General features: G+C 44.8%; 29 protein-coding genes and 1 pseudogene. 9 read left to right on the top strand and 21 right to left on the bottom strand.

Annotation, left to right across the window (positions count from 1 at the left end; translation table 11 throughout):
- On the top strand, positions 1-414 hold the full coding sequence (locus tag NIA71_RS01460; RefSeq protein WP_148396584.1) for a potassium channel family protein: 414 nt from the start codon (positions 1-3) through the stop codon (positions 412-414).
- 395 nt (positions 415-809) lie between these two features.
- Here the strand turns inward: NIA71_RS01460 and NIA71_RS01455 are convergent, their stop codons facing one another.
- From NIA71_RS01455 to NIA71_RS01430, 6 genes are all read right to left on the bottom strand, one after another.
- Positions 810-1,373, bottom strand: a complete 564-nt coding sequence (locus NIA71_RS01455; protein WP_148396585.1) for a manganese efflux pump MntP family protein — start codon at positions 1,371-1,373, stop codon at positions 810-812.
- A 241-nt stretch (positions 1,374-1,614) separates the two neighbouring features.
- Entirely contained in the window at positions 1,615-2,139 is a 525-nt protein-coding gene (locus tag NIA71_RS01450; RefSeq protein ID WP_253019514.1) for a hypothetical protein, read from the bottom strand.
- A 42-nt stretch (positions 2,140-2,181) separates the two neighbouring features.
- Positions 2,182-4,137 carry an ABC transporter permease gene (locus NIA71_RS01445; RefSeq protein WP_253019513.1) on the bottom strand — a complete coding sequence of 652 codons (1,956 nt, stop codon included), beginning with the start codon at positions 4,135-4,137 and terminating at the stop codon, positions 2,182-2,184.
- Positions 4,130-4,897: an ABC transporter ATP-binding protein gene (locus tag NIA71_RS01440; RefSeq protein WP_148396588.1), complete on the bottom strand. Its 768-nt coding sequence runs from the start codon at positions 4,895-4,897 to the stop codon at positions 4,130-4,132. Before NIA71_RS01440 ends, NIA71_RS01445 begins: the two co-directional genes overlap by 8 nt.
- 107 nt (positions 4,898-5,004) lie before the next feature.
- Positions 5,005-5,997, bottom strand: coding sequence for a sensor histidine kinase (locus NIA71_RS01435; protein ID WP_148396589.1), 993 nt, complete (start codon positions 5,995-5,997; stop codon positions 5,005-5,007).
- On the bottom strand, positions 5,994-6,668 hold the full coding sequence (locus tag NIA71_RS01430) for a response regulator transcription factor (RefSeq protein WP_148396590.1): 675 nt from the start codon (positions 6,666-6,668) through the stop codon (positions 5,994-5,996). The genes NIA71_RS01435 and NIA71_RS01430 overlap by 4 nt, the downstream gene beginning before the upstream one ends.
- A gap of 135 nt (positions 6,669-6,803) precedes the next feature.
- Here NIA71_RS01430 and NIA71_RS01425 point away from each other — a divergent pair, with 135 nt between their 5' ends.
- The 8 genes and pseudogenes from NIA71_RS01425 (at position 6,804) to NIA71_RS01390 (ending at position 13,177) form a co-directional block, all read left to right on the top strand.
- On the top strand, positions 6,804-8,243 hold the full coding sequence (locus NIA71_RS01425; protein WP_253019511.1) for an extracellular solute-binding protein: 1,440 nt from the start codon (positions 6,804-6,806) through the stop codon (positions 8,241-8,243).
- A gap of 13 nt (positions 8,244-8,256) precedes the next feature.
- Positions 8,257-11,280 carry an EAL domain-containing protein gene (locus NIA71_RS20030; RefSeq protein ID WP_148396592.1) on the top strand — a complete coding sequence of 1,008 codons (3,024 nt, stop codon included), beginning with the start codon at positions 8,257-8,259 and terminating at the stop codon, positions 11,278-11,280.
- Between the two features lie 80 nt (positions 11,281-11,360).
- Positions 11,361-11,624, top strand: coding sequence for a spore coat associated protein CotJA (locus NIA71_RS01415; protein ID WP_227754978.1), 264 nt, complete (start codon positions 11,361-11,363; stop codon positions 11,622-11,624).
- Positions 11,621-11,875 carry a spore coat protein CotJB gene (locus tag NIA71_RS01410; RefSeq protein ID WP_148396593.1) on the top strand — a complete coding sequence of 85 codons (255 nt, stop codon included), beginning with the start codon at positions 11,621-11,623 and terminating at the stop codon, positions 11,873-11,875. Before NIA71_RS01415 ends, NIA71_RS01410 begins: the two co-directional genes overlap by 4 nt.
- Before the next feature lie 3 nt (positions 11,876-11,878).
- Positions 11,879-12,082: pseudogene (locus tag NIA71_RS01405) on the top strand (manganese catalase family protein); the annotation flags it as partial.
- Between the two features lie 287 nt (positions 12,083-12,369).
- Complete coding sequence (locus NIA71_RS01400) at positions 12,370-12,531, top strand: hypothetical protein (RefSeq protein ID WP_253019508.1); 162 nt, start codon at positions 12,370-12,372, stop codon at positions 12,529-12,531.
- Positions 12,518-12,703, top strand: a complete 186-nt coding sequence (locus NIA71_RS01395) for a helix-turn-helix transcriptional regulator (protein WP_253019507.1) — start codon at positions 12,518-12,520, stop codon at positions 12,701-12,703. The genes NIA71_RS01400 and NIA71_RS01395 overlap by 14 nt, the downstream gene beginning before the upstream one ends.
- A gap of 51 nt (positions 12,704-12,754) precedes the next feature.
- Positions 12,755-13,177, top strand: coding sequence for a hypothetical protein (locus tag NIA71_RS01390; RefSeq protein WP_253019506.1), 423 nt, complete (start codon positions 12,755-12,757; stop codon positions 13,175-13,177).
- Between the two features lie 43 nt (positions 13,178-13,220).
- Here NIA71_RS01390 and NIA71_RS01385 read toward each other — a convergent pair whose 3' ends face one another.
- The 15 genes from NIA71_RS01385 to NIA71_RS01315 form a co-directional block, all read right to left on the bottom strand.
- Positions 13,221-13,889, bottom strand: a complete 669-nt coding sequence (locus tag NIA71_RS01385) for a DNA-methyltransferase (protein WP_253019504.1) — start codon at positions 13,887-13,889, stop codon at positions 13,221-13,223.
- A gap of 80 nt (positions 13,890-13,969) precedes the next feature.
- Positions 13,970-14,194 (bottom strand): holin, encoded by a 225-nt coding sequence (locus tag NIA71_RS01380; RefSeq protein WP_253019502.1) that lies wholly within the window; start codon positions 14,192-14,194, stop codon positions 13,970-13,972.
- Positions 14,195-14,212: 18 nt separating this feature from the next.
- On the bottom strand, positions 14,213-14,491 hold the full coding sequence (locus tag NIA71_RS01375; RefSeq protein WP_253019500.1) for a CTP synthase: 279 nt from the start codon (positions 14,489-14,491) through the stop codon (positions 14,213-14,215).
- 9 nt (positions 14,492-14,500) lie between these two features.
- A complete protein-coding gene (locus NIA71_RS01370; protein WP_253019498.1) occupies positions 14,501-15,541 on the bottom strand; it encodes an N-acetylmuramoyl-L-alanine amidase in 1,041 nt (346 codons plus the stop codon).
- 66 nt (positions 15,542-15,607) lie between these two features.
- Positions 15,608-15,949: a hypothetical protein gene (locus NIA71_RS01365; RefSeq protein ID WP_253019492.1), complete on the bottom strand. Its 342-nt coding sequence runs from the start codon at positions 15,947-15,949 to the stop codon at positions 15,608-15,610.
- A gap of 851 nt (positions 15,950-16,800) precedes the next feature.
- Positions 16,801-17,928, bottom strand: a complete 1,128-nt coding sequence (locus NIA71_RS01360) for a hypothetical protein (RefSeq protein WP_253019491.1) — start codon at positions 17,926-17,928, stop codon at positions 16,801-16,803.
- Positions 17,925-18,458, bottom strand: coding sequence for a putative phage tail protein (locus NIA71_RS01355; protein ID WP_253021265.1), 534 nt, complete (start codon positions 18,456-18,458; stop codon positions 17,925-17,927). The genes NIA71_RS01360 and NIA71_RS01355 overlap by 4 nt, the downstream gene beginning before the upstream one ends.
- Position 18,459: 1 nt before the next feature.
- On the bottom strand, positions 18,460-19,530 hold the full coding sequence (locus NIA71_RS01350; protein ID WP_253019490.1) for a baseplate J/gp47 family protein: 1,071 nt from the start codon (positions 19,528-19,530) through the stop codon (positions 18,460-18,462).
- A complete protein-coding gene (locus NIA71_RS01345) occupies positions 19,523-19,945 on the bottom strand; it encodes a DUF2634 domain-containing protein (protein ID WP_253019485.1) in 423 nt (140 codons plus the stop codon). The genes NIA71_RS01350 and NIA71_RS01345 overlap by 8 nt, the downstream gene beginning before the upstream one ends.
- Positions 19,942-20,202: a hypothetical protein gene (locus NIA71_RS01340; RefSeq protein ID WP_253019483.1), complete on the bottom strand. Its 261-nt coding sequence runs from the start codon at positions 20,200-20,202 to the stop codon at positions 19,942-19,944. The genes NIA71_RS01345 and NIA71_RS01340 overlap by 4 nt, the downstream gene beginning before the upstream one ends.
- Positions 20,199-21,758: an XkdQ/YqbQ family protein gene (locus tag NIA71_RS01335; protein ID WP_253019481.1), complete on the bottom strand. Its 1,560-nt coding sequence runs from the start codon at positions 21,756-21,758 to the stop codon at positions 20,199-20,201. Before NIA71_RS01335 ends, NIA71_RS01340 begins: the two co-directional genes overlap by 4 nt.
- 191 nt (positions 21,759-21,949) lie before the next feature.
- Positions 21,950-22,630 (bottom strand): LysM peptidoglycan-binding domain-containing protein, encoded by a 681-nt coding sequence (locus NIA71_RS01330; protein WP_253019479.1) that lies wholly within the window; start codon positions 22,628-22,630, stop codon positions 21,950-21,952.
- A 10-nt stretch (positions 22,631-22,640) separates the two neighbouring features.
- Entirely contained in the window at positions 22,641-24,875 is a 2,235-nt protein-coding gene (locus NIA71_RS01325; protein ID WP_253019468.1) for a phage tail tape measure protein, read from the bottom strand.
- A 163-nt stretch (positions 24,876-25,038) separates the two neighbouring features.
- Positions 25,039-25,452: a phage tail assembly chaperone gene (locus tag NIA71_RS01320; RefSeq protein ID WP_253019466.1), complete on the bottom strand. Its 414-nt coding sequence runs from the start codon at positions 25,450-25,452 to the stop codon at positions 25,039-25,041.
- A gap of 11 nt (positions 25,453-25,463) precedes the next feature.
- Entirely contained in the window at positions 25,464-25,892 is a 429-nt protein-coding gene (locus tag NIA71_RS01315; protein ID WP_253019464.1) for a phage tail tube protein, read from the bottom strand.
- Positions 25,893-25,898: the final 6 nt, after the last annotated feature.

The following is a 25,898-nucleotide window of genomic DNA, read 5'->3' as shown; positions in this document are numbered from 1 at the left end:
ATGAAAAAGCTGAGAATGTTATGGATGATCCTCAAGCGGACTCATGCGGAAAAAATTCTCTTTACCTTTATCATCAACTTATTCGTAGTTGCGCTTTTGATTCAAATCGCAGAACCCGCGATCCATACTTATCGAGACAGTCTATGGTATTGCTATGTATCCATTGCCACCATTGGGTTCGGGGACATCGTAGCTGTTACCTTTTTTGGCAGGCTGCTGACCGTTTATTTGTCCTTACACGCGATCCTGGTCATTGCCCTTATCCCGGGCGTTATTGTCAGCTATTACATGGAAGTAGTCACCCGGCGTGAAAAAGAAACCGTAACCGTATTTCTCGATAAGCTGGAACATCTTCCGGAGCTTTCTCAAGAAGAGCTGCGGCAAATCGCGGAAAAAGTAAAGAAATTGAAATAACTGGTGATATTACCTGGGGCTGTCGCATCAAGTGAGTGATGAATGCGATCAGCCTTTTTTCGTGCAAAATTCGCCAAATGTTGTAAGGAGCGTTCTGCCTTCCCAGCGGGGGGCTCCAGTAGGTCACTTCACATTACTTTCTGAAATCTTGGAAAAAAACCGGCAAATATTTTTTTGTATCTGTTTTCAACACTTATAAGGGCTAATTTTCTCAAAGCCTGTGACAATTTCCCTAAAATGGCTTTCTCATTGGAAAATTCCTGACAGTAGCCCCTGCCAGGCTGTAATTTTGATACAAAAAACGAAGAATTCCCGTTTTCTGTAACCGGCAGTTTCCCATGCTCCCTTCAAGCTGCCTGGGCCATATCAGAACCAGAAGTCAAATAGTGCACATTTTATCCGATGATTCCCAAATGATCCAGCAAGATTTTGATTCCCATTAGAATCAGCACCGCACCGCCGAAGAACTCCGCCTTAGCTTTGTATTTTGTGCCGAACACGTTGCCGATTTTCAGGCCTATAGCGGAAAGTATAAAGGTAGTAATGCCGATAAAAGATACTGCTGCCGCGATTTCGACTTTCAAAAAAGCAAAGGTGACGCCGACAGCCAGGGCATCGATGCTGGTAGCAACCGCCAGAGGCAGCATGGTAAGAAAGTTGAAAGAAGCGTTTAACTTTTCCTCTTCCTTCCCCCGGGACTCCCGAATCATATTGAGTCCGATCAAAACCAGCAGCACAAATGCGATCCAATGATCGATGCTGGTGATTAAGGATTGAAACTGCCTTCCTAAAAAATATCCGACAGCAGGCATCAGAGCCTGAAAGCCCCCGAAATATAAGCCAACAATGATCACGTGCTTCATCTTAATCCTGCCTACGGAAAGTCCTTTACAAATGGATACCGCAAAGGCATCCATGGACAAACCAACTGCAATCACAAATAATTCCCATAAACTCATAAACTTGTCTCCTATGTTGGTGATACAGGAAGGCTTCTGCGCTCCAACTGAAAAACGAGACTATCTGCATATCAAAATACAGATAAGTCTCGTCATTTAATACGAAGCCAGGAATTCCTTCCAGTATGTTGACTTGGTCACGCCCGCGGCGCTGACTACTCCCTTACTTAAAGATTAGTTTAATCGATTTTGCCTGGAGATGCAAGTACATTTTTTTCCTGATGGTCACCTGATTCTTGACCTACTGCTCTATCGGCTCGGTGCTGAAATTGGCTGCAACAGCCCGGATGTAGGAATAATCTTTATATGCGTCCGTATCGGGATAGGCCTTGAGATCGGGCGACTTTAGATCATCGTCCGCCTTTGCCTGCACGGTCATATGCAGGGCGATATCCTTATTCAGCTCCAGAGGAACCGACTCTAACTGTTCCGACGTTTCCGTAACAGCCTCTGCCATTTCCGGAATTGCCTTAATCCCGGAAGTTCTTTGCTCTGTTGAATTGTCGCCGCTGGTCGTAACCTTTATCTGGATCCTTTTGCCGTCCGATGAGAAGGAAACGAAAATGTCACCGCTCTCGCCTGCTTCAAAAGGAAATTCCCTGATGCAGTCCCACTTTTGCGTTTTAGCGCTGTATTCCATAAGTTTAAAGGTGACGGATTTTATCTGCTGACCAGCGGCCACTGGCCCCTGGTAGTGCAAAATTCCCGTTGAATTTGATCCATTGAGCCCCGCCATATCCAGTGCGTGGGCCGCTTCCTGCGTCAATTCTTTTTGGGCGAAAAGTCAGGAGCTTCCATTTATTCAGTTTTATTTTACCAGCTTATAGTACTCCCGGGCAGTAAGGCTGTACACGATTACATAAATCACGATGAACACCAGGATGGTCACGGCCGTGCAGATCACGAAAAGCCAGATGTCCGTCAGCTGCAAAGCAGCCAAAAGCTTGCTCATCATGTTGAACGAACCGGCCACGTGTACCACAGCCACGATCAGCGGCAGGAAGAATACCAGCAGAATCTGACTGCGAATGGATTTTCTCACTTCTGCCTGACTCATGCCCACCTTCTGCATAATATGATATCGCTCGCTGTCCTCGTAGCCCTCGGTAATCTGTTTGTAATAAATAATCAGTACCGTGGCCACCAGGAAGAGGAATCCCAGGAAGATGCCCACAAAGAGCAGTCCGCCGTATATTCCGTGAAAATCGGCAGCGACCATCGTCTTTTCTTCCACACGGATGCCGCCGGGCGTTTCTTTCGATAAGCTTTTAGCCGCCGCTGCCGCCTGATCTTTAGAAGAATCGGATACATCCAAGCCGATATAGTAGCCTTCACTCATCAGCGTTTTGTCGCTGCTGCTATTATAAACTTGTTTTTTAACCTTTTCGTTTGCCACCAATATATAATAAAGTTTTGCCATCGCACCCATCTCCGGCGCAGTTACAAAACTGGATTCGCCGTCTTTGACGTTAAAAGCCATTCCATTTAGTTCGATGGTCGATTCTGTAATGGGTTCATCACCCCCGACGATAATTTCATCTTCAGCCAGAGGCCCATATTTTGTTTCCAGAGAGGTTCCTTCAATTGGTATCACATACATCTCAACGATTTTTTTATCCAGCGCCACCTGGGGCGAAGGTGTCAAATTACCCGGCTCTTTAACGCCGGCAGCCGATAAGTAGTCGTACTCGATCATCTGATCCACATCGATGTTGTATTCCTTCATCTTATCCATCACTTGGAACTGCAGCTCCTGCTGCTGCTTCTTATTCAGCTTTTCGTAACTTCTGATCTGAATGTCGTTGGGCATGTTCTTGTCGATTACGTTTTCCACGCCCACCTGCATGGACACGGTGGTGGCGATGGTCACCAGCACCATGGTACTGAGAATGCAAATGCTGGCCAGCCCCGCCGCATTGCGCTTCATCCGATAGAGCATACCGGAAACCGCCGTAAAATGCTCTGTTTTGTAATAAAATTTCCTATTCTTTTTCAGCATTTTCAATAAGGCGATGCTGCCTGCCGTGAAGAGCAGGTAAGTGCCTGCGATCACCAGTATGACAGCGACGAAAAAGTTCATCAGCGCCTGCAGCGGTGAAACGATGGAAAGGGCCAGGTAATAGCCCGTACCCATAGCAGCCGCCCCCAGCAGAACCAGAATCCACTTGGTCTTAGGCTCCTTTTCGCCTTGCCTGCCCCCTGCCAAAAGCTCGATCGGATTGGAAAGGCGAATCCGCCCCAGATTGCACAGCAGAACGACAAAGAAGATGATACCGAATACGAGAATGGTCATCAGCGCAGCGGAAAGGGAAAAAGTATATTTCATGGGAAGGGTTACCTGCATGACTTTGAGAACCAGCAGAAAAGCCAGCTTTCCAAGAATAACGCCGCCAAGAAGGCCTGCCGCCATCGATACGAGCGATGTAATCAGCGTTTCCAGGAAGAAAACTTTTCCCACGTGGCGTTTGGCCATTCCCAAAATATTGTATAGCGCCAGCTCCTTCTTCCTCTGCTTAATGAGAAAACTATTGGTATAGAAGAGGAAAATGGCGGAAAAAATGCCCACGATGCCGCAGCCAAAGCCCAGCAGCCCTTTAAGGGTCGTTCCTCCCAGCAGCTTGGTCACATCCGGGTTCTGAACGATGGCCGCCATGATATAAAAGATCATGATGCTGATGATACAGGTCAGCATATAAGGCACATAGTTTTTGGCATTTTTCTTAATATTGCTCAGGGCCAGACTTCCATAGAACGACTTATTCACGGCTGCCACCTCCCGTAGAAAGAGCGGTCAGCGCCGTCGATATCTTCTGATACATCTGGTCGCCCGACATATCGCCTCTGTAAATCTGATGGAAAACCTGTCCGTCCTTGATAAACAGGACTCTTCCCGCTTTGCTGGCTGCCTGAACGCTGTGGGTAACCATCAGGATCGTCTGGCCCTCCTTGTTAAGCTGGGAAAACAGGTTAAGCAGCTGGTCCGATGCCTTGGAATCCAGCGCGCCGGTAGGTTCGTCAGCAAGGATCAGCTTTGGCCCTGTAATCAGTGCTCTTGCGATGGCAACCCTCTGTTTTTGTCCTCCGGATATTTCATAAGGATACTTCTTTAGAATATCGCTGATTCCCAATTTCCGGGCAATAGGCTCCAGTCGTTTTTCCATTTCTTTGTGATCGGTCCTTGCAAGCACCAGCGGCAGATAGATATTGTCCTCTGCGGAAAAGGTGTCCAGCAGGTTAAAATCCTGGAACACAAACCCCAAATTATTTCGTCTGAATTCAGCAATATCTTTTTCTTTAATGGATACAATGCTCTTTCCTTCAAGGAGTACTTCTCCTTTTGTCGGTTTATCCAGCGCAGCCAGAATATTGAGCAGGGTCGTCTTTCCGGATCCGGATTCCCCCATGATCGAGATATATTCGCCGCGGTCCACGGTAAAGCTGACATCTTTCAGCGCCCGCACCTTCTGCCCTCCAAATCGGGTCGTATAGATCTTTTCAATGTTTTTTACATCCAGTAATGACATGTTCTGTCTTCTCCTTTCCCTCTTTTCAAATGCTTCTGTAAGTATCATAAAAAAAAGGCAAATCTTCTGCCATAGTTTTGACTTACATTTGCCCTTTTAATCTTACATTATTGAAAGGTTTGCCGATGAAGATCGAGAATCATCGTTGTGCCCTGCCCCTGCTGGGAGCGGACGGCAATGCCGTGGGACAATTTGTCCATGATCGACTTGCACAGATACAGCCCCTGGCCCGTCGATTTTCCGAAAACCCGCCCGTTGTGGCCTGTGAAGCCTTTTTCAAAGACCCGTGGAAGATCTTCGGCAGGGATGCCCGGCCCAGTGTCGCCGATCATCAGACAGTCGCCTTCCATATAGATGGACACCGTTCCTCTCTCCTGGGTATATTTGAGAGAATTGACGAAAATCTGGCCCAGCACGACAGACAGCCACTTTTCATCAGTGATCGCCGTATAACCGGTTTCCGTAAAGTCAACGCTGATTTTCTTGCTGATAAACATCCTGGCATATTTTTTTAGGGTCCTGCGAATCAGATCATCCAGCGATACTTGTTCGAAAACCAGGTCGGAAGACATGTCGGGAAGGCGGATATAGGACATGGCCGTATTTACATATTCTTCGATGTTGAACAGCTCTGCCGAAAGCTCCCGGTCTTCGGGATGCCTGTCCTCGTTTTTATTCTGCAAAATCATGCCCATGGCCGCGATGGGAGTTTTGATCTGATGGGCCCACAAGGTGAAATAGTCCACCAACTCCTTACGCCCCAGATAGGACCGGGATTCCGACTCCCGTTTCTGCCGATGAAGCTCGCGGATGATTTCCGTGTAATCTTCATCAATCATGTTTCTCGGTTCAGGCAGATAGTCGATCTGGGAGTCAATGGGTTCGATCAGCCGCCGAAGCTCTCTGTGGTGCCTTTGAAAACGGGCGAAATCATAGGAAACGATAAAGAAAGCCGTCAAAAGGCAGAGGAGTCCCGCATATAAAATGATATCCAAAGGGACATTGCTGAGAAAAAAAACCAGCATAAAGATCAGCAGACAGCTGGCAAACAAGATCACAGATTTTTTATGAAATTTGAGATAGTCCCCAATCAGTTTCATGACTCCACCACGTATCCGATGCCTTTCTTTGTTTTAATAAAGTCGCTCAGTCCTGCTTCAGACAGCTTTCTCCGCAGACGGGTCATATTGACAGTAAGTGTATTGTCATCTACAAAGCTGTCGTCTTCCCATAAAGCGGTTATGATATCGTCCCTTGATACAATCTTTCCTACGTTTGCCATCAGGGTTTGCAGAATTCGATATTCGTTTTTCGTCAGTTCGATCTTCTGATCCTGGTATGCCAGCGTGGCATCACTCAGGTTGAGGACCGCCCCTTTATGTTCGATCAAATTGGTCTGTTCTTTGAAAGAATAAGTCCTTCGCAGCAGTGCCTGTACTTTGGCAGTGATCACGTTGAGATCGAACGGCTTGGTGATAAAATCATCGCCTCCCATATTCAAGGCCATAACAATATTCATATTATCATCCGCAGAGGATATGAAGATAATCGGCACCTTGGATATGGCCCGTATTTCTGAGCACCAATGATGGCCGTTAAAAAACGGCAGCCCGATATCCATCAGTACGATCTGCGGATCAAAAGTAATAAAGGTTTCTAAAACGTTCTGGAAATCTTCTATCGTTTCTACTGCGTATCCCCATTTTTCCAAATGCTCTTTCAGTACTCTAGCGATCGTTTTATCATCTTCAACAATCAATATTTTATACATTTCAGCCCCCTAGTCGTTGGTTTGTCCTAATTCTATCACATTATTCGTAGACTTGGGAACCATTTCTGCGGTTGTCCTGCTCTTTAAAATGTGATATCTTTAGAAGATAAACAGAAAAACAGGGAGGGTTTTCCAATGAAGAAATCAATCATCGCTCTTATTTTAACGTTAGCATTCGCATTACTGCTCGCTTCCTGCACTGTCGAAGGAACAAAAACAGCCAACCTTGATCCAAATAACCCTACGACGATTACGGTTTGGCACTACTATAACGGAGATCAACAGAGCTCATTCAACAGCCTGATTGAAAAATTCAACCAGACGCAGGGCAAAGAAAAAGGAATTGTTGTAGAAGCATCCAGTCAGGGAGCCGTAAAGGATTTGGAAGACAACGTTCTTGCGGCGGCAGATGGAAAAGTGGGTGCCGGCGATGTTCCAAATATCTTTGCCGCCTATTCGGATACGGCCTATGCTGTCGACCGCAAGGGGCTTGTAGCGGATCTCTCCCCTTATTTTTCTAAAAAAGAACTGGATCAATACATAGATAGCTATATTGAAGAAGGCCGTTTTTCAGACGATCATTCATTGAAAATTTTCCCTATTGCCAAGTCTACGGAAATCTTTATGATCAACAAAACAGATTGGGATAAATTTGCCAAGGCAACCGGAGCGGATATCTCCGATCTGAAAACGCTGGAGGGCTTAACAGCAACGGCTAAGGCCTATTATGAATGGACCGACAGCCAGACTCCAAAGGCTGGTGATGGAAAAGCCTTTTTCGGCCGCGATGCGATGGCCAACTATTTTATTATCGGTGCAAAACAGCTGGGAGTTGAAGTTTTTTCTCTTAAAGACGGCAAGCCGGTTCTCAATTTTGATAAGGATGTCATGAAAAAACTATGGGATAATTACTATGTTCCTTATGTAAAGGGATATTTTTCTGCATCCGGCCGATTCCGGAGCGATGACATTAAAACTGGCAATATTATCTCCTTCGTAGGCTCCTCTTCCGGTGCTTCTTTCTTCCCCAAGGAAGTTATCGCTGATGATAACAACAGTTATCCGATCGACATGGAGGTTTATCAGGCACCCCAATTTAAAGGCGGAGAGAAATATGCCGTGCAGCAAGGAGCGGGTATGGTTGTAACCAACGCTTCCGATGAAGAAATCTATGCATCCGTAGAATTTTTAAAATGGTTTACAAACACGGAAAACAATGTTGAGTTTTCCCTGGCATCCGGCTACTTGCCTGTAACTAAGGATGGAAATGATCGGGACGCGCTCAATTTATCTGATGAAACGGACAAAAAAACAGTAGCCATCGTTTCCACAGCCATCGAAACTGTGGAAAATAGCACGCTGTACACGACGAAAGCCTTTAAAGATGGGACTCAGGCGCGGGATATACTGGAGTATTCCCTTTCTGATAAAGCCTCTGCCGATCGTAAGACTGTGGAAGCTAATCTAAAAAAGGGTATGAGCCTGGATGAGGCCGCCGCTGATTTTGATAACGATGAAAATTTTAAAAATTGGTATACGAAGACTTTGAACGAACTGGAACAATTGATGCAATAGAGGAGGCTGCTTTGTGGTCACAAAGACGTTCAGCAAAATCAGAAATACAGAGTCTCCCTTGGTAAAACGGCTTATTATTCCAATGGGGGTTCTTGTCATATTGGAGATTCTACTGCTGGTAGGCAGCATCTTTGCAGGAGGATTGACTTCCAGTCTGGATCAAAATGCCAAAGATATCCTTCAGCAAAAAGTTGCCAGCAGGGCTACCTATCTACAGAACGAAATGGTGGAAAGCTGGTCTAATGTCGGGCTCACAGTAGAAAGCGTTAACGCGAAAGCACAGGCTTTGGACAAGAAAGGGACAATTGACCTTTCAAAAATCGACGACAGTTCAGAACAGTCAGCTCCTCTTCTGGATGCGGTGGCGGACGATCTGATTTCGATGATGCGTACTAATCATGTGACTGGAGCTTTCATTATTCTTAATACGGAGGATTTGTCTAAAGCATCATCTGGCAAAAAACCCGGACTATATTTTCGTGACTTGGATCCAGTATCCGCGACTTCCATCAATAATGGTGATCTGCTGCTCAAGTGCGCTCCGATCTCTTTAGTTAATAAACTGGCGATCCCCACAGACAGCGATTGGAAACCGCAATTTGACTTTACCGAAACCAGCTATCATCATGCTGCCTTTTTTTATAAACCTTATCAAAACGCTCTGGTAAGCGACAGCGATATCTCTGTATCTGATCTCGGGTACTGGAGCCTTCCTTTTGTTCCCAGCTCGGACATGGACGGGCATAGCGTTATTAGTTATTCAGTACCCTTACGTCTTTCCGACGGCACTGTCTACGGTGTTTTAGGGGCTGATATCACACTGGATTATCTTCAAAAGCAGCTGCCTTACGATGAGCTCACGGCTGATAAACAGGGCGCCTATCTCCTAGCGCTTCGAAAAGGGACATCGTTTCAATTTACAGATCTTTTTGTCAACGGACCTGTTTATTCTCAAGCTACTCAGGATATCAGCGATCCCGATATCCGTAAAGCCGATGACAGCAATCTCTCCTATTTCCTCGATACCGGGAAACAGGGCGGGACGTTTTATTGTGCCATAAATCCTCTTAACCTTTATAATACTAATACGGCTTTTTCCAATGACCAATGGGTTTTAATCGGATCTGTTAAAACATCGGATTTGTTCTCTGCATCCCATAACGTAAAATTCATTCTCACCGTAGCGATTATCATTACCCTACTGTTGGGAATCGGCGGCAGTATTTTGATCAGTTATTTGATCGCACGGCCGATTACTTCCCTTTCCCACGAGATGGACGTTATTGATCCTCAAAAACCAATTTCGCTCATGAGAACCAACATTCGCGAAATCGATCAGCTCAGCACTTCTATCGAGCAGCTGAGCCGCGATATGATCGATTCAAGTAATAAGTTTACGCAAATCCTTACGATGGCCAGCGTTCGCCTTGCTGGGTTTGATATCAATGTTACCAGCAACACAATCTATATCACAAGTCATTTCTTCGATTTGTTTAATATGCCTAATATTGATACGGAGGGTCTCTCTATTCTGGAATTCCAGAATTGCATGAAACAGTGTGAGCCTTATATTAATAAAGATTCCGGAAACCAGGTATTTCTCTATGAGATTCCTACCAATTCCGGTACCTCGTATATTCAGCTGAAATATATAAATGCCGGTAACCATCACATCGGCCTGGCAGAGGATATCACCCACTCCATCCTGGAGCGCAGGCTGATTGAGCATGAACGCGATCATGATCTTTTGACGGGTTTGATCAACCGGCGCGCGTTCCACAGAGAAATGAACCGTCTCTTTACCAGGGATTCTCACCTTCTCAAAACAGCGGCTATGGTGATGATGGATTTGGATAACTTAAAATATACCAACGATACGTATGGACACGATTGCGGAGATAAGTACATAAAGAGTGCTGCCGAGTGTTTTGTCTCTGCAGTGCCTTCGGGAACGATTATTTCCCGCATATCAGGAGACGAATTTTACTTGTTTTTTTACGGGTACAGTCATAAAAAAGAAATCTATCAGGCCTTTGATACTATGAAAAAGACCATTGACAGTTCGCAGTTCATGCTGCCGGATGGGCAGATAACAAAAATTCGTGTTACTGGCGGTATCGCCTGGTATCCGAAAGATAGCACCTCTTATGAAGAGTTGATTCGCTATGCGGACTTTGCCATGTACAAGACCAAACGCGCGTCAAAGGGACATTTCAGCGATTTTGATATCGGTGATTACAACGAGGCAGCTTATATGATGCAGAGCAAAACTGAATTAAATGAAATCCTGACCAAAGGGCTGATCGAATATCATTTCCAACCCATCGTCTCCACTACTACTGGAGAAATCTTTGCTTATGAAGCTCTGATGCGGGCCAATATGCCCACTCTGCGCAGTCCAAATGAAATACTGTCTGTTGCCAAAGAGGAGGGAAAGCTCTCTCAGATTGAAAGTCTGACCGTTTATAAGTCCTTTGAAGCTTTTGCCGGTCATATGCGTTCAGGGAGCATCGGTTCAAACTGCAAGCTGTTCTTTAACTCGCTGCCTAACCAGGGACTCTCTCCTGCTGATATCAAACAAGTAGAAACTTTATATGCCGACTATTTGCCTTTGGTTGTTTTTGAGATAACAGAGGAAGAACATCTCAGTAAAAAGCTGCAAACTGAAAAATCTAAGTTTATTCAGAAATGGGGCTGCGGCCTTGCTCTGGACGATTATGGCAGCGGCTATAATAGTGAAAAAGCATTGCTCGATCTTTCCCCTGATTATATCAAGGTCGATATGAATATTATTCGCTCGATTGACCAGGATACTAATAAACAGGAGATCGTTCATCACATCGTTTCGTATGGCCACGAACGGAACATGAAAATCATTGCAGAAGGAATTGAAAGCCCAGAAGAGGCTGACACAGTAATCCGCCTTGGCGTTGATTATCTGCAAGGCTATTATCTGGCAAAACCGGCCCTGCTTCCGCCCAAGCCGGATCCATCGGTTCTAAAGCTGATTACTTCAATCAGCCCTCATCGTCCATAGCGCGATTTTTATGATTGATTAACAAAACAGATTCCTCTTTCATAGTATGAACTATACTAAAAAGAAAGGGGAATCTTATTTTGTGTGGTAACAAAGAACCTTATGTAGGTATGCCGATATATTTAGATGACTGCGACTGCGATGATATCATGGACGATATCCTTGGCGGCAGCCCGCAGGAACCGCCGTGCATGACCGGACGCGATTTCGAAAACTGGCCGGTAGCCATGGCCTATGTTCCGATGCAGCCGTGGGAGGAAACCTACGAACCTGCTAAAGCACTGCAGGCAGGAACTATTTTTCCAAGTCTTGACCTGCCTTTTTTAGGAGGTAAAAGACGATGAGCAGAAGAACTGAAATGCTGAAAAAGGTCCAGCAGCTGAATTTCGTCATGATTGACGTCGGCCTTTATTTGAACAATCAGCCTGACAGTCCGGCAGCCCTGGCCCTCTTCAATAAGTATCAGGCACTGCATGCACAGGCAAAGAAGGAATATGAGGAGGCCTACGGACCTCTGACTTATAACGGTATCAATGCGGAAAAAGACGGATGGTCCTGGATCCAGAAGCCATGGCCATGGGAAGTGGAGGATTAGTTTATGTGGACGTATGAAAAGAAATTGGAATATCCAATCAACATTAAGAATCCGAATCCCGCGCTGGCAAAATTTATTATTAGTCAGGTTGGCGGACCGGATGGCGAGCTTGCTGCTTCGCAAAGATATCTGTCTCAGCGTTACTCCATGCCATTTAACGAAGCCATTGCAACGTTAACGGATGTAGGTACCGAAGAATCTGCACATCGAAGATATACATAAAACAATTGTTGAAATTTCAACATTTCTATTGACTAGCACGTTATAACGTGCTATAATATAATTACAGTTAAGGAAAGGAGGTAAATAAGATGTGGAAACAATAAAGAATCTGCTAGAAATAGCAAAGGACTTGCTGGAAATCTTAGTTCTAGGACTCACAGCCTGGCAGCTCGGGAAACCTAAGAAAAAAGATAAACGCAAGTCCAGGAGGCGGAAATAACCGCCTCTCCCCCTCTTCGGGGATACTTTATTATAGCACATCGAAAGTGATTATGAACAGAAAAAAGATAAACATTTTACTGGCGGCGCTGGTTCTGCTCAATATCCTTGATGGAGATTTTAAGGATCCAGGCATCTTGGATATTGTCAAACTATTGCTTTTGATCGTCTGCTTTGTGTTAAACAACAGGAGAATAAAAAATGTTAAAGATTAAAGAAATACGGTTAGAAAAAGGCTGGTCAGTGCCTAAATTAGCTGAAGAATCCGGGGTTTCCCGGCGCACAATTCAGGACCTGGAAAAGCGCGGGGATTGTATGTTATCCACGGCGGCCCGGTTGGCGGCCGCCATGGGCGTGACGCTTAATGATATCTGGATGAATGAATAGACTTTGAATTAATTTTATGTTACACTTTATAGTATTCGAGGAGGTATGGACATGGCATTAACGAATGATGATTTACTGGCGATTTCCCAGCTACTGGATATAAAGCTGGACGCAAAACTTAAACCCATAGAAGAAAAAATTCAACAAGTGGAAAGTATTACTAGCAATATACAAAACAGAGTGGAAACACTTGAAAATGCCACCTGTGATATTCAAGGCAGGATGGAAAAGGTTGAAAAGACCACCTGCGATATTCAAGGCAGGATGGAAAAAGTCGAGACACAAACAAGTAAAACAGGATTGCTATTGGAACGTGAGGTTTCTCCACGGCTACAAAATATTGAATCCTGTTATACATCTACCTACCAGCGCTACGCGTCTGGAGCAGATCAGATTGAGGCATTACAGGCTGATATGGAGATTATTAAGAAAATCGTGCAGGAGCATAGCGAAAAATTGAAAGAAATCTCATAAATAAAAACCCCCGGAGGAAAATTAATTCTCTGGGGGTTTCTAATTATCCATATATTCTCTTTTGGGCCACCTGAAAATATTCTTTTTCTATTTCCATACCGATAAAATTTCTTCCTGTGTTCTGGCATGCCACGGCTGCTGTGCCGCTGCCCATACAGTTGTCAAGGACAATCGCACCCTCATCTGTATAAGTCTTCACAAGGTACTCAAACAATTCCACCGGTTTCTGCGTTGGATGCAACCCCTCACGCTGGCAATCAAACCGTAAAGTCTGTCTCGGATAGTTTTTGTAATAGCTAATGGTGGGTTTTTGCAATCCATCCCGGTAAACCGCTCCTGGGTTTCGCCTTATTCGCTTGATACCCTTGTCAACTCGGATCAGTCCCTGCGGGTTGTAAACCGGCGCATTTTTGTAAAAAACAACGATGTCTTCCACACATCGAAGCGGCTGTTTTTTCGCAAAGACAAACCCTGTGACTTCATTTTTTATCCAGTACCAGCAATACCGAAACATTTTCCGATTACTGTTGATCAGCTGAGTCGTAAACGGCTGGATCGCTGTCAGTACGATTGCGCCGCGGGGCTTAATGATCCGCTTGTACTGCTCCCACAATGGTTCTAGTGGAATCACATTATCCCATTTGCAGTCTGTGACGCCATATGGCAGGTCACAAAGAATTAAGTCAATCGACGCATCTGGAAGTTCCGGCATTAATTTTAGGCAATCGCCACGCAACAGCTGTATATCAGATACGTACCCCCCCCCCCCCCCCGACATATTTTTAGGATCCATTACTTTCTGACCTCTTCATCTGCAGTTTCTTCTTCATTTCTCTGCAATTCCGGGAGCCCGGCCACGCTGGTCAGCAGCGACAGCACTCCGGCCAGCGCCGACGCACTGACTACCATGCGCCAATCAACCTCCTGCATTACTGCGGCAGTACCGATCATGGCAACAGCTGCCTGGGCCACCGTTTTGATTGCTCTTATTCCTGCTTTTTTAATCCATGCTTTCATAGTTATTCCTCTCTTTCTTTATTCACTCAAAATATCCGTTATGTTTTTCCGGGTCGCTTTCATCTCGTCAATGCCGTTGCCGTCAATCATATGATTAATCATGCAAAGCAAGAGATTGCATTGCGCCCGGTTCATTTTGTTTAGATGCTGCAGGGCCTCGTAATCGTTGCGGTCATGTTCTTTTAATACGTCCACGTCTCGCTTGATCATTACGGCCGGCCGGAGCCATTTAAAGATCACAGCCCCGACATTACCAGCCAGTACAATAGCCCCGCCGATTGCAAGTATTGTTTCCATCTGTGCCTCCTACAGCCTACTGTTGATATACCGCTGCCAGCCTTTGACTGTCTTTGGTCCCATGCTGCCGTCAAGATCGCCAGCATAAAGTCCTTTTGCACGCAGGAATTTCTGCATTGCAAGAACGGTCTGTTTCCCGCACCATCCATCAATTTTTCCGGTATAATAGCCCTGATCTTTTAAAAACCGCTGAATGGCTTTAATCAATACGGACCCTGCATCATACCCGGAGTTGTAAAACTTCCAGGAAACCTCGTAGCAGTTCGCAAGATACTTTTTGTTGCCGGCCGGCTGAAATGATATGATACCGTCCTGCTCAGTCTTAAAGACTTTTTGGTTTTTGAGGGTACAGTCTTTTCCCCATTTTCCGTCCTCATCCAGCTTGCCATCGGTTTTCTTTGCGGGCTTTGCTGGAGCTGGTTTTTCTGGTGCTGGTTTTGGCGTGCTGCTGCCACCCGATCCACTACCGGCCTTGACCGTCCCGCCAAACACCTCGCAGATACCCTCAGCAATCCCCAGGGCGATTTTTTTGGACCAGGCAGGGTCAAGGATATACTTGATATCAACCTTGCTGTCCATAAATCCGCACTCGATCAGGCAGGCGGGCATATCCGTATAGCGGATCACGTAAAAGTTTGCGGTCCTGGTACCGTCCGCCCGGTTGCCTTTGAGATCAGCCCGCTTAATTGCATACTTATAGATGGCAGCCTGGGCCTTTTTGCTCTTTGCCTGACAGCCCTTAGATACATAGACCTCCATGCCCCCGCCTGAGCTGCCGCCAACGCCGCTGTTGTGATGCACCGATATGTAAAAGTCTGCACCCCAGGCATTTGCTTTTTGTACTCTCGCCGCAAGTGAGACGTCCGTACTGCCGTCCGTATCGTCCATACGCTTTACGGTGTGTCCTGCCGCTTTAAGCAACCTCCCAAGCTCATCTGCCACCCGGTCATTTAGGACCCATTCTCTTGTCTCGTTTCTATCCAACTTCTTCATGCAGCGTTTACCGGGCGTATACCGTCCGTGGCCTGCATCAATTGCTATTTTTGCCATAATATAATTCCTTTCCCCCCTCTTCTACGAGGGTATAAAAATAGACCTCTTGAGGTCTTGGTTAAGCTAATATCCAATTGCAAAATATGTAACGCTTAAATCTGTACGGGTTGATTGTGTTCTGTTTACTACATCATAGGCTCCAACACTTATTTTATTTCCGCTAAAAAGCATACTTGAGAAAGTACAGTACATTGTAAAATCCATATTGTAGTTTGGCTGCATAAAATAAAGGCCTTTTTCATAAGACAATGGCAATGCTATTTGATCCCCGTACTTCTTCCCGGTAGCTAACCCCCAGCAGAGTTTCAGCCCGTTTGGTAGTACAATATAGCCATCTTTAAGTGTCTTTGCTTGTGTCATATCCGCAAGTAGCCCTTGTAAGATCGTGTTTAACATATCTACCATGCCACACACCCCCTAATCGGTCGTGGAAGCGGTATAGATACTCTATTAGAGAGCACCCCCCCGACAAAATTTTAGCCGGGATTGGCTCAACGCCTATGATTTTTACGAGTTGCAGTGGCACCTTATTGCCATGCCCGCTACCTGGCACATGCTCCATGTAGTGACAAACTATCAGTGTAATCTTGTCTCCAGAGATCGTGCCATACACCTGATGTGTCATTAAATTTGTACCTGGACTCGCTCTATCCGCATGCAGCCCGGAGATAATGCCGTTGTCCGGGCAGCACATAAAGTTACCATATTGAGTATTGATCGATATTGTTTTATAGTTTTGGAGGCCTGGCACTGTAATCGTATTCCCCTCTCCCGCTGCGCCTTGCCACAAGACTTTGTTCCGGGCTGCGATCCAATTAAAGATATCTTGCAGCCCTTTATTTAATTTTTCTATTCCATTCATTCTCTTTCCTTTCCCACCCCTCCGGCGGGAGAGGTGTCTTTATTTCCATTTGCCTGACAATCTAATACTAAACGTTACAGGTATATTTTTTCTCTCTGCTTCTGCAATAGCATATATGTCTATACTTGACGTGCTGATACCTCTTACAGACGTAGACACCCAATAATTGCATAGGCAGACTACGTTCGGCTGTGGCGGTTGTACAAAAATGTCTGGTAAAGCTACGATGCTGGAGCCCCAAAAAATTTGTGCACTTGGGAGCGAAATATTAATTGTAACTGACACTTCTTTCATCGCTTCTGCCCGGCCATTTGCATATTTAACAACATGCCATCCGTCCGCCGTGTCATATTCCGCTATCACCGGATTGGTCAAAAACAGCTGCACCAACCTATTAAGATTTAGGACCCCCCCCCCCCCCCGACAAATCAATGCCTGCGGCCTTTGCGGCGGCGATGGTTTCATCGGAAATGAGGTTAGCCAAAGAGGTCTCCAGAGCCGTAACGCCAAAGGCCGATTTAATGCCTGCTGCCGTTGTCTGACCGGTCCCGCCTCTCGCAACTGGCAAGGTCCCGGAGGTGACATCATCGGCGCTATGTTTATGTCCACTTGCCGCTTTACCTGCAAGGCCGGTGCGAAGAGTCTTAATGTTTTTCAAGAGTTTTCCAAAAAGTATTCCGAGCTTTTCTCCAGATGCAATATCTTCATCGTTCACAGCTTCCGTAAAGGTTGGAGTCTGATCATTCGTTGCCACATTTGGGACATTTCCTAATCCGACTTGCGTTTTAGAAACGCTGTGGGGGTTGCTCTTGTTTTGAGTGTGTTCATAGGCAATTTTCCCCTTATTCCCCGGATATGCTGTAGATGTGGTTTCCCCCAATGCAATTGATGGACTGATTTCCGTATATGCAGATCCCGACCACCGATAGGTCAAGTTAGTGGCGGTGTCAACATAGATTTTTCCGGTTTCGCCGCTCGACGGAAAATTCGCCTTACCTGCATACTCCAGCACATCATCCACGTAGCTTGGCAGCTGCGCCGACAAGACTTTTCCGTTTGCGTCCAGGTCAGCCTTTTTGTTTAGGGCTGACTGCTGTGCGGTTGAAATTGGCTTTGCCGTATCCGGCGTATTGTCCACGCTACCTAACCCGATCTGAGTTTTGGTCACACTATGCGGATTGCTTCTGTTTCCAATGTGCGAAATCAGATCTGCGATCGCTTTCGCGATCTTTCCAAGTGCGGCTGTCAGTTTCTCGCCACTCACTAATGTTGTTAGGGCTGCGGATTGCGTAAATGTTGGAGTCTGATCATTCGTTGTCACATTTGGGACATTTCCTAATCCGACTTGCGTTTTAGAAACGCTGTGGGGGTTATTCTTATTTTTTTCATGATCTTGTTCGATATCATGATTGGCCTTTATTATTTCATCTATCAAGTCTAGAGTGGTATTAAGATCATTTACACTGAAAAAATCGGTTTCTTCAGGTTTTTTTAAATTATAGTTTTCTGTTTTTGTACTCATGGTAGCACCTCATTCCTCAAGTAGTTATAGGTATAGGCAGCAAGCTCGGCATACGTGTATTTCTCAAGTTTAAAATACTGATTGTATCTTAAATCGACCTCTAGGACTATGTTTAAACTCAGTAATTCATCCAAAAGCTTTTCTAGCGCTGTCCTATTTTTCTTTGATGTTAATTCCAACAAAACCTTCAAATTGTTTCGCTCTTTGTCGAGTGCGAAAATATACTCTCCAACACCACACAATCGGTCCATTCTTTGCAGGACATCTTTTTCCGTGTACGGATAGCTATCGTACCAATTTAACCATACTCGAAAGCGTCTTTCCTCCAATGTATCGGTATCTAGCGGAGTTATTTTTAATATTTTTTCTCTGCGAGCGATCCCGCTTTCCCGTGATGTTAAAATCAATAAATTATCTCTTAATTCATTGATACATTCCTCCAGCTTTGCAAGTTGAATTTCAGTGATGCGATTAACCTCTGCAATTTCTTGTAAAGCTTCAATGTGTGGAGGTAAGTAGATTTCTGGCATATCAAACAATCGTTACCACCCCTTTCGTCGGAATCTCATTTTCATCAAGCAGCACATTTTTTATTTCTCCATTTAATTTCGTAAAGGAAACATCTGCTACTCCAGGTATATCCATTATTTCCGCTTCGATTTTTGCTTTAACAACGTTAATTCGGCTGACATTCTCCCAGTTAAAAGCCAAGTTCTTCAGGTATGTGTCTACGGCTTCATCCACGTATGATTTAAGGTCTGCGCCAACATCCACTTCTTCTGTTGCAATTGCAACCTCTACATTAATCGCAACTTCTGTCACTCCTGTTATTCTTACCTTATGTTCTACCGGCGCAATTCCATCACCTTCTCCAGAAAGGTCAATCGGATCAATCATTTCCTGTACGTCAGTTATGAAACTTTCTTCTGGCCGGCGGAAATTTCCGGAAATAATTGTCGCTTTGATAATTTCTTCTCCCGCCTTCCTCCTGGCAATCTTTACACCGCCAACGCCCTCAATATCCTTTAGTTCCTGCTTATAATACGCACGATTTCCAGCAAACGGTTTAATTCCAAAATACTCAAGACGGCGTTGTCGATATTCTTCTGTATCTTCTTCGTCTTCCCCTGGTTCAATTACTTCTAATAAAATTCCGCTCTCAAACCCATCTAATAAATCAATTGGTTCTAGTTCTCCCAACCAGCTATTTGGTTCTGCTCCAACTTCTTCACACTCCACTTTGTAAATATGGTTTTCTTCATCGATCACTTCTGTTACGTAGTAATTCCATTCTTGCTCTATGTGCGAAAAACGTTCTCCCGGTTCCACCGCAATATTGAATTGCGCCTTAAATATGCCGGCTGTTGCGTCTCGGATCGGTACTCCCGCCTCCACGCCATTGCCAGCAAGATGCTCCCGATCTTGGGTATCTGGCAGGAGCTGTTCCCAGATATATTCCAAAGCCGCATAAGCCTCCTCCAGCATGACCGCATTTTTTGCGCAAGCGCTCCATAACAGAGACCCTTCCTGTTTATCGAGGCGATCTGATGCATCATTCATCATTTCTTCCATAATTGTTTCAAACGTTCTGTCTTCATACATATAGCTCTGTCTCCTCCTCTCCAAAAACGGTCACCATCCTGAAGCTAATCCGTAAGCGCTCCTCTTCTTTTTCAAACGAGAAATTTTCAATTCCAGTTATATATTTATTTGCAGATAAACACTCTTCCGTCATACGCTTTAGCTCTGCACTCAAATATTCATTTGTATGTGATGTGCCAATCAAATCCTCAAATTCGCTGCCATAATCCCAGCTGTAAATCCTGTAGCGATACCGTGGGGTTTGTAAGGCCATCCACGCCCATACCTTTATTGCTTCAATCCCTTCTACAATCCTCCCTGTTAACTGTCCGGTATTAAAGTCAATTTCCCATTCCTGCGGCTTTTCTTCAGTTTCTGTTAGTTCTTCATTCGCTAGTTCTGCGGCCTCAAATGCTTCGTCGAATGGAAATGTCATGGAGTTACCACCTTTCCTAGTAGTACAAAGTCAACCGGATCACTCCCACCTTCCGAAAGTGGGAGTACAAGAACCGTATCACCTTTTTTCAGTTTTCCTTTTATGTTTTCCAGGACTTTATAATCCTCTTTCGCAAGAGCATTATCCCCTACTGCACATACCGTATCCGTTTTCATTTCTCCCAGCTGTAAATCCGGGCTGTTGTAATAGGTACCCTGCTGCCGCATCATATTCACAAATTCTTCTTGATAACTCATAGCACCCTCCTTCCTGAGTGCCAATGCTGCACCCAATAGCTTTCTTTCAGACTTCCCGTTGTTACGCCGTGGCTGCTTCCGCAGTGGACAAACTTGCTGCTCCCAATATATATGCCAACATGGCTGACTCCAGCTCGATAGGTACCCTGGAACATAACAAGGTCCCCAGGCTGCAAATTTGCCTTAGAGACCTTCGTTCCTTTTTTCACTTGTTCCAATGTTGTTCTTCCGATATTGATTCCAACCGCCTTGCGAAAAACATGCTGCGTAAAACCTGAGCAATCACTGCGTCCCGAATCCGGGCTGGCTGCACCAAACACATATTTAACTCTTCCTATGTAGGTCTTTGCTTTATCAATTACTTTTCCGGCCTTTCCGGATGCTCCGCTTGTCACGGTTTTTGTTTTATATCCTGTACCGTTTCCAATGATCGCTTTCCCCGTTCTGCGACCAAATTTATTGCATTTTGTTTTACTTTCCATCAGTAGGTCAAAATGGTAAACGCCATTTTTAACGGTAATTGCCCCACCCCGGTCCGTAACCTTGTATACTTTTTTGTCAAACGATGTCCCGGTACCAACCACTTGGATCTGCGTCCCGAATGCGATTGACTTTGGTGCTGCACAGGTATATTTTTTCGGATCCAATTTATTGCCTTGTGCGTCGTAAAACCCACCTTCCATTTTGTTGTTTGCCGGATAATAGGCCGTAAATACTGCACTTACCGTTTTTCCGTTTAAGACGTCTGTTTTCACCGTTGAACCATTACTTGAAGATGCAGAAGTTGAGCTTTCCTCTTTATCCTCCGCCACCGTTTCCATAACGTTTTTAAAAGCCATTTCCAGGCTCATTGTATAGTTTCCATGTTCCCAGGTATGAACATCATTTTCAATCCAAAAGGTTCCTGACATTCCTGTTGCGCCGTCCCTGACGATTACACCTTTCCCGGCTGTGCATTGACTATCTCCCAAGCAATTTATGTTATATGTTTTTTCTAGTCCTTGCAGCATCTTCTTCGCAGCAGATTTTCCGCTCCCTTTCTCTACAGTTAAAGCTTCTTGTAGGACTCCATATCGATTCACCCAATTTTTATCACTGATTGTTCCAATCTTTTTATGCTTTTGGTTATAGATTGCCACCCGGTTAACCATACTTTCCGATGATTCTGTATAGGTGCTGTCAATGATCCGCTCCCCCTGCACGATGTGAAAATTTGGTATTACTTTGCCTTTTTCAATGACTTCCAACTTGGTGCCATTCATCTGTAACATGTACTTCTTTTTATTCTTTTTGTATGCCTTCGTATATCCCATCAAGATGATGTTGTAATACTCTTTTTCCTGCGCAAACATCTTTTTGATCTTAACCTTTGTTTTTGCGATACTGCCGGTACTGATCTTGATATCTTTGCATACTGTTCTCGCAATACGCTCTGGAGTTGTATTTTTGAACTTGTATGTACCCTTGCTTCGTAACAGATTATCCATATAGTCCTTGGCAACATAGCTGACTGTTCCAATTTCTGATTTTTGTTCCCGGCTGATTATACGGCCCAAAAAAATCCGCTTTCCAGCATCGTCGTAAAGCCGAATGATATCGCCTGTTTTGATTTTAAGATTCTTAAAATCAGCATCCTGTTGATTGCTCGCAACCGGAAAACTCACTTGCCTGGACGCTTGTTTTGCGCTACCAGACCAGGAAACAGAAGATACATATTGCGCAATATCTATATTTTCCCATGTTAACTTCACAGCTTAATCACCAACTTTGTTCCGGGATAAATCCAATGGCCATTTTGAGAACTTTTTCGGCCATGTTTTTTCGCGGCTTTTTCGATTACCGATTTGTTTTGATTATAAATGGCTCGCCAATTACTTGCCTTTCCCGTTTTTTTCTTCGCAATTTCCGAAAGCGTATCTCCTTTTTTTACAGTATAGTTTGTTGTCTTTACCGCTTTTGTCGTTCGCTTTCCGGAGCTTGTTGTAACCTTTGTGCTGCTTTTGCTTGGCGGCTTTGGTGGGACTGTGTAGGTTGGTTTCCGATACACCTTAAAGCTAATTGTATAATATACATCCCCCGTCCCGTCTTTTTCCTGTGTAGTCAAACTCTCAATCGTTACGGTAGCATTGATATTCGTGCCTGTCATGATTAACTGGACTGGTCCATTGTCAATCCAGTTTTCCAGTTTATTGATGTAGTCGTATGGCTTTAGCAACGTCTCCACCGGCTGGCAAAAACTATATTTCTGGTTTGGAAAAAAACTAGAGAAAGAAACACTTTTGAGTTTTCCCTTCCCCAGCATTGATATTTCTCCTAAATTATAAATCGTTACAGTACTGTTGCCCGATTCTTTTGTAATTTCGTAATCAGGTGGATTAACCGGGAGGCGAAACGCATCACTTTCCGTTTTTTTGATCCAGATTTCCATATTGTCCTCCTTATGCCATATTCATTCCCAAATCTACAAATTTTTTTGCAACCGCATCGGCCACCTTGTCTATATCAGATTCCTCCCTGACAACAAAATAATCCGCCAATTTATTGATAGTGATGCTAGGTGCTTTTCCTTCCGATCGCGCTATGCGTATGGACTCATCGTGTGGATAGACCCGTGAACCTTTTGGCAGATCCACAATTTCCCCTCCGTATTTTGGTTCATTGATGATCGCCCGCCCTCCTGGCCAGCTGTCCGTGCCTCGATATAAGTATGGAATCGTCGGTATATTCATTCCGAAATGCGCCCCTCTGAACTTGGATGGTACCCATTTCGAATCCGGTATATCAAAGCTAATTTTATTAATTCCCGAAATTGCTCCATTTACAAGGCCTATCACTGCATTCAGCGGGGCCTTCGCAATTCCTGCAAGAGCACCAAATGCCCCCTTGAAGATTTCTTTTACACCTTCCCACGCTTTGCTCCAGTTTCCTGTAAATACGCCGCTAATGAATTTAATCACTCCGCCAAGAAAAGTTTTAATCCCGCCAATCGTTTCGCTGATACTAGTAAGCAACCCTGACGCTACGCCGGCCACTAAGCGGAATGCTGTCTTGAAACGTTTTACGAAAACCCCTGCTACAAACATTACAACCGGTTTTAGAACTTTAAGTATTCCTTTGATTGCCATTCCAATTAATGTTGCAATTTGTTTTATGATCGTTCCTGCGTTTGCAAAGATTGATTTGAATTTGCTCACGTCCAGCCCGCATGATTTGAATACATTTGCGATAGTCGTTTTGAGCTTTTCTGCTATCTGCTTGATTTTGTCCCAATTCTTATATAGCAACACACCAATTGCTATGATTCCTCCTATCGCAAGTATGGCAATACCTGCAGGTCCGATAAATATTTTTAATGCCAGCTTAACTAAACTGCCACCTTTTTTCGCCGCTTCTCCAAACTTCCCAAATTTCAAAATAATGCCGCCAACACTTTTGTTAAGTTTTCCGATTATCATCATTGCCGGTCCTATTGCTGCGGCAAATCCTGCAATTTTTATGATCATCCTTTGCGTTTCCGGAGAAAGATTGTTGAACCGTTCCGCAAGACCCTGAATAAATTTCGCTGCATTTTTTATTGTAGGGGTCAAGGCGCCGCCTATACTGATTGCCACGCCTTCCACCGCCGACTTCATCATGTCAAATGCGCCCCGAAGGTTGTTTTGCATGATGTCATACTGCTTTTTTGACATGCCATTGCAATCCCCAATCGCCCCAGTCAGTTTCTTGTAGTCCGCCTCCGTTGCGTTGGTTATTGCTAGCAACCCGCTCATTCCCTCTTTTCCTGCAAGCATGGCGGCATATTGCGCCTTCTGTTCTTCGGTTAAGCCCGCGAAGCTCCCCCTCAGGTCTCCCATTATGTTTCCGAACGGCCGCATCTTCCCACTGCTGTCCGTAAGCGAGATCCCCAGGTCCTGCATCGCTTTCTGTGATTCTTTTGTCGGTTTTGCCATCCGTGTCATCCAGCTGCGCAGAGCCGTCCCCGCCTGGCTGCTCTTGATACCGGCATTGGCCATAAGCCCAATCGCGGTTGCCGTATCTTCTACTGAGTAACCCAATGCACCGGCAACCGGGGCAGCGTACTTGAACGTTTCTCCCATCATTGCGACGTTTGTATTCGAGTTGCTTGCCGCCGCTGCCAGGACATCTGCGAAGTGTGAACTGTCCTTTGCCTTTAGCCCGAAGGCTGTCAAAGAATCTGTAACGATATCAGACACGGTCGCCAAGTCTTCGCCGCTGGATCCTGCTAGGTACATGACTCCTTCTATTCCGTTTAACATGTCTTCTGTCTTCCAGCCGGCCATGGCCATGTACTGAAATGCCTCCGCGCTCTCAGAAGCCGAAAACTTTGTTTTGATGCCCATTTCTTTCGCTTTTGCTGTAAGAGCTTCCATATCGGAACCTGATGCGCCGGAAATCGCCTGAACCTTACTCATTCCAGACTCAAAGTCGGCAGCAGTTTTCACTGCTATCGCACCTAGTCCTACTATTGGAACAGTAACCTTTGAGGTCAAATTTTTCCCGGTGCGCTCCATATCCTTGCCGGCATTAATAAAGGTTCTTCCCATCCGCTTTATTTCTTGAGAGCTATTTTGTATCTTTTTTGTTGCGCTCGCCATCGGTCCAGTAAATCGATCTTTAAAGCGCAGTGTCGCATCAATATATCTTTCGCTCATTTTTTCATTTCCTCAATGGCTTCTGCTTTTTCATTTAAATATTGGTATAAGAAAACCGCAACAACTTTTCTAGCTCCATGGCCCATTGAAAAGTACCGCTGCGGTTCCCAATGTTTATGACAGAACAGCAGATATGCTATTTGCACATCTGCGTCTGTCTCAATTAGTTTTTTATTGCTTCATCCTCTTCATTTTCTGACTCTACACCGCTTAATTCAGCAATTCTGTCTGCAATCTTCTTTGCTTCCCCTTTGAAGAGTTTTTCTGCGAGTTCTTTTGGCGTATGGCATCCAAAGTGCTCCATCAATTTCTTATCTTTCATCGAAGGGGAAGTGACGCCTTCCACCAAACACCTTAGCTGCGCGTCGTAGGCTTTTGCTGGTTCAAACCGACCTTTCCGATCAAATTGATCTGCTAAAATCTCATTCAGCAGCCGCTGGTCCACCTCTGTTACTTCAACTTCTACAGGCTCGCCCTGGCCCAGTATTTTGGCTAAACGCCTGCTTTGTATTGTATCCTTTTCCTTTTCTGCACATTTTGTAATATCTGCCTGCATTAATTTTTCAACTAAATTCATTGTTTTCCTCCTTAAATCGTGTCAATCAATTCATAATCTTGAAAGTTAAACGGTATTGTTTCTTCAGTCAACTTTTTGGCCTCCCAATCCGTGATCGTAAGTTTGTTGAACGTGCAGCCAACAAACTTAACTCGTTCCGAACCATACGCATCTGGGTCATCCAACTTTGATATGATCGTCGCAGTTGGCGTTTTCCCCTGCTTTAATTGCTCCGTTATTTTTTTAATCGTAAAGGAACTGACTTTATTCATTTTCAATTCTCCGGTTCCTTTGTATCCCATGAATTTATAGCCCGTTCCCCTGGTTCCTGTCTGAGTAACCTCCTGGTTGTCAATGTCAATTTCTCCTTTGCAAGCTGTCGTTTCTGCCATATATTGATCATCAAACCATACTTCTCCATAAGTTCCGTTTATAACTTTTTCAGGTGTATAACTGTCCATTCTAAT

This window comes from Ihubacter massiliensis (assembly GCF_024125305.1).
In the GTDB taxonomy this organism is placed as follows: Bacteria; Bacillota; Clostridia; order Peptostreptococcales; family Anaerovoracaceae; genus Hominibacterium; species Hominibacterium faecale.
This window is presented reverse-complemented; position numbering and strand designations above follow the sequence as displayed.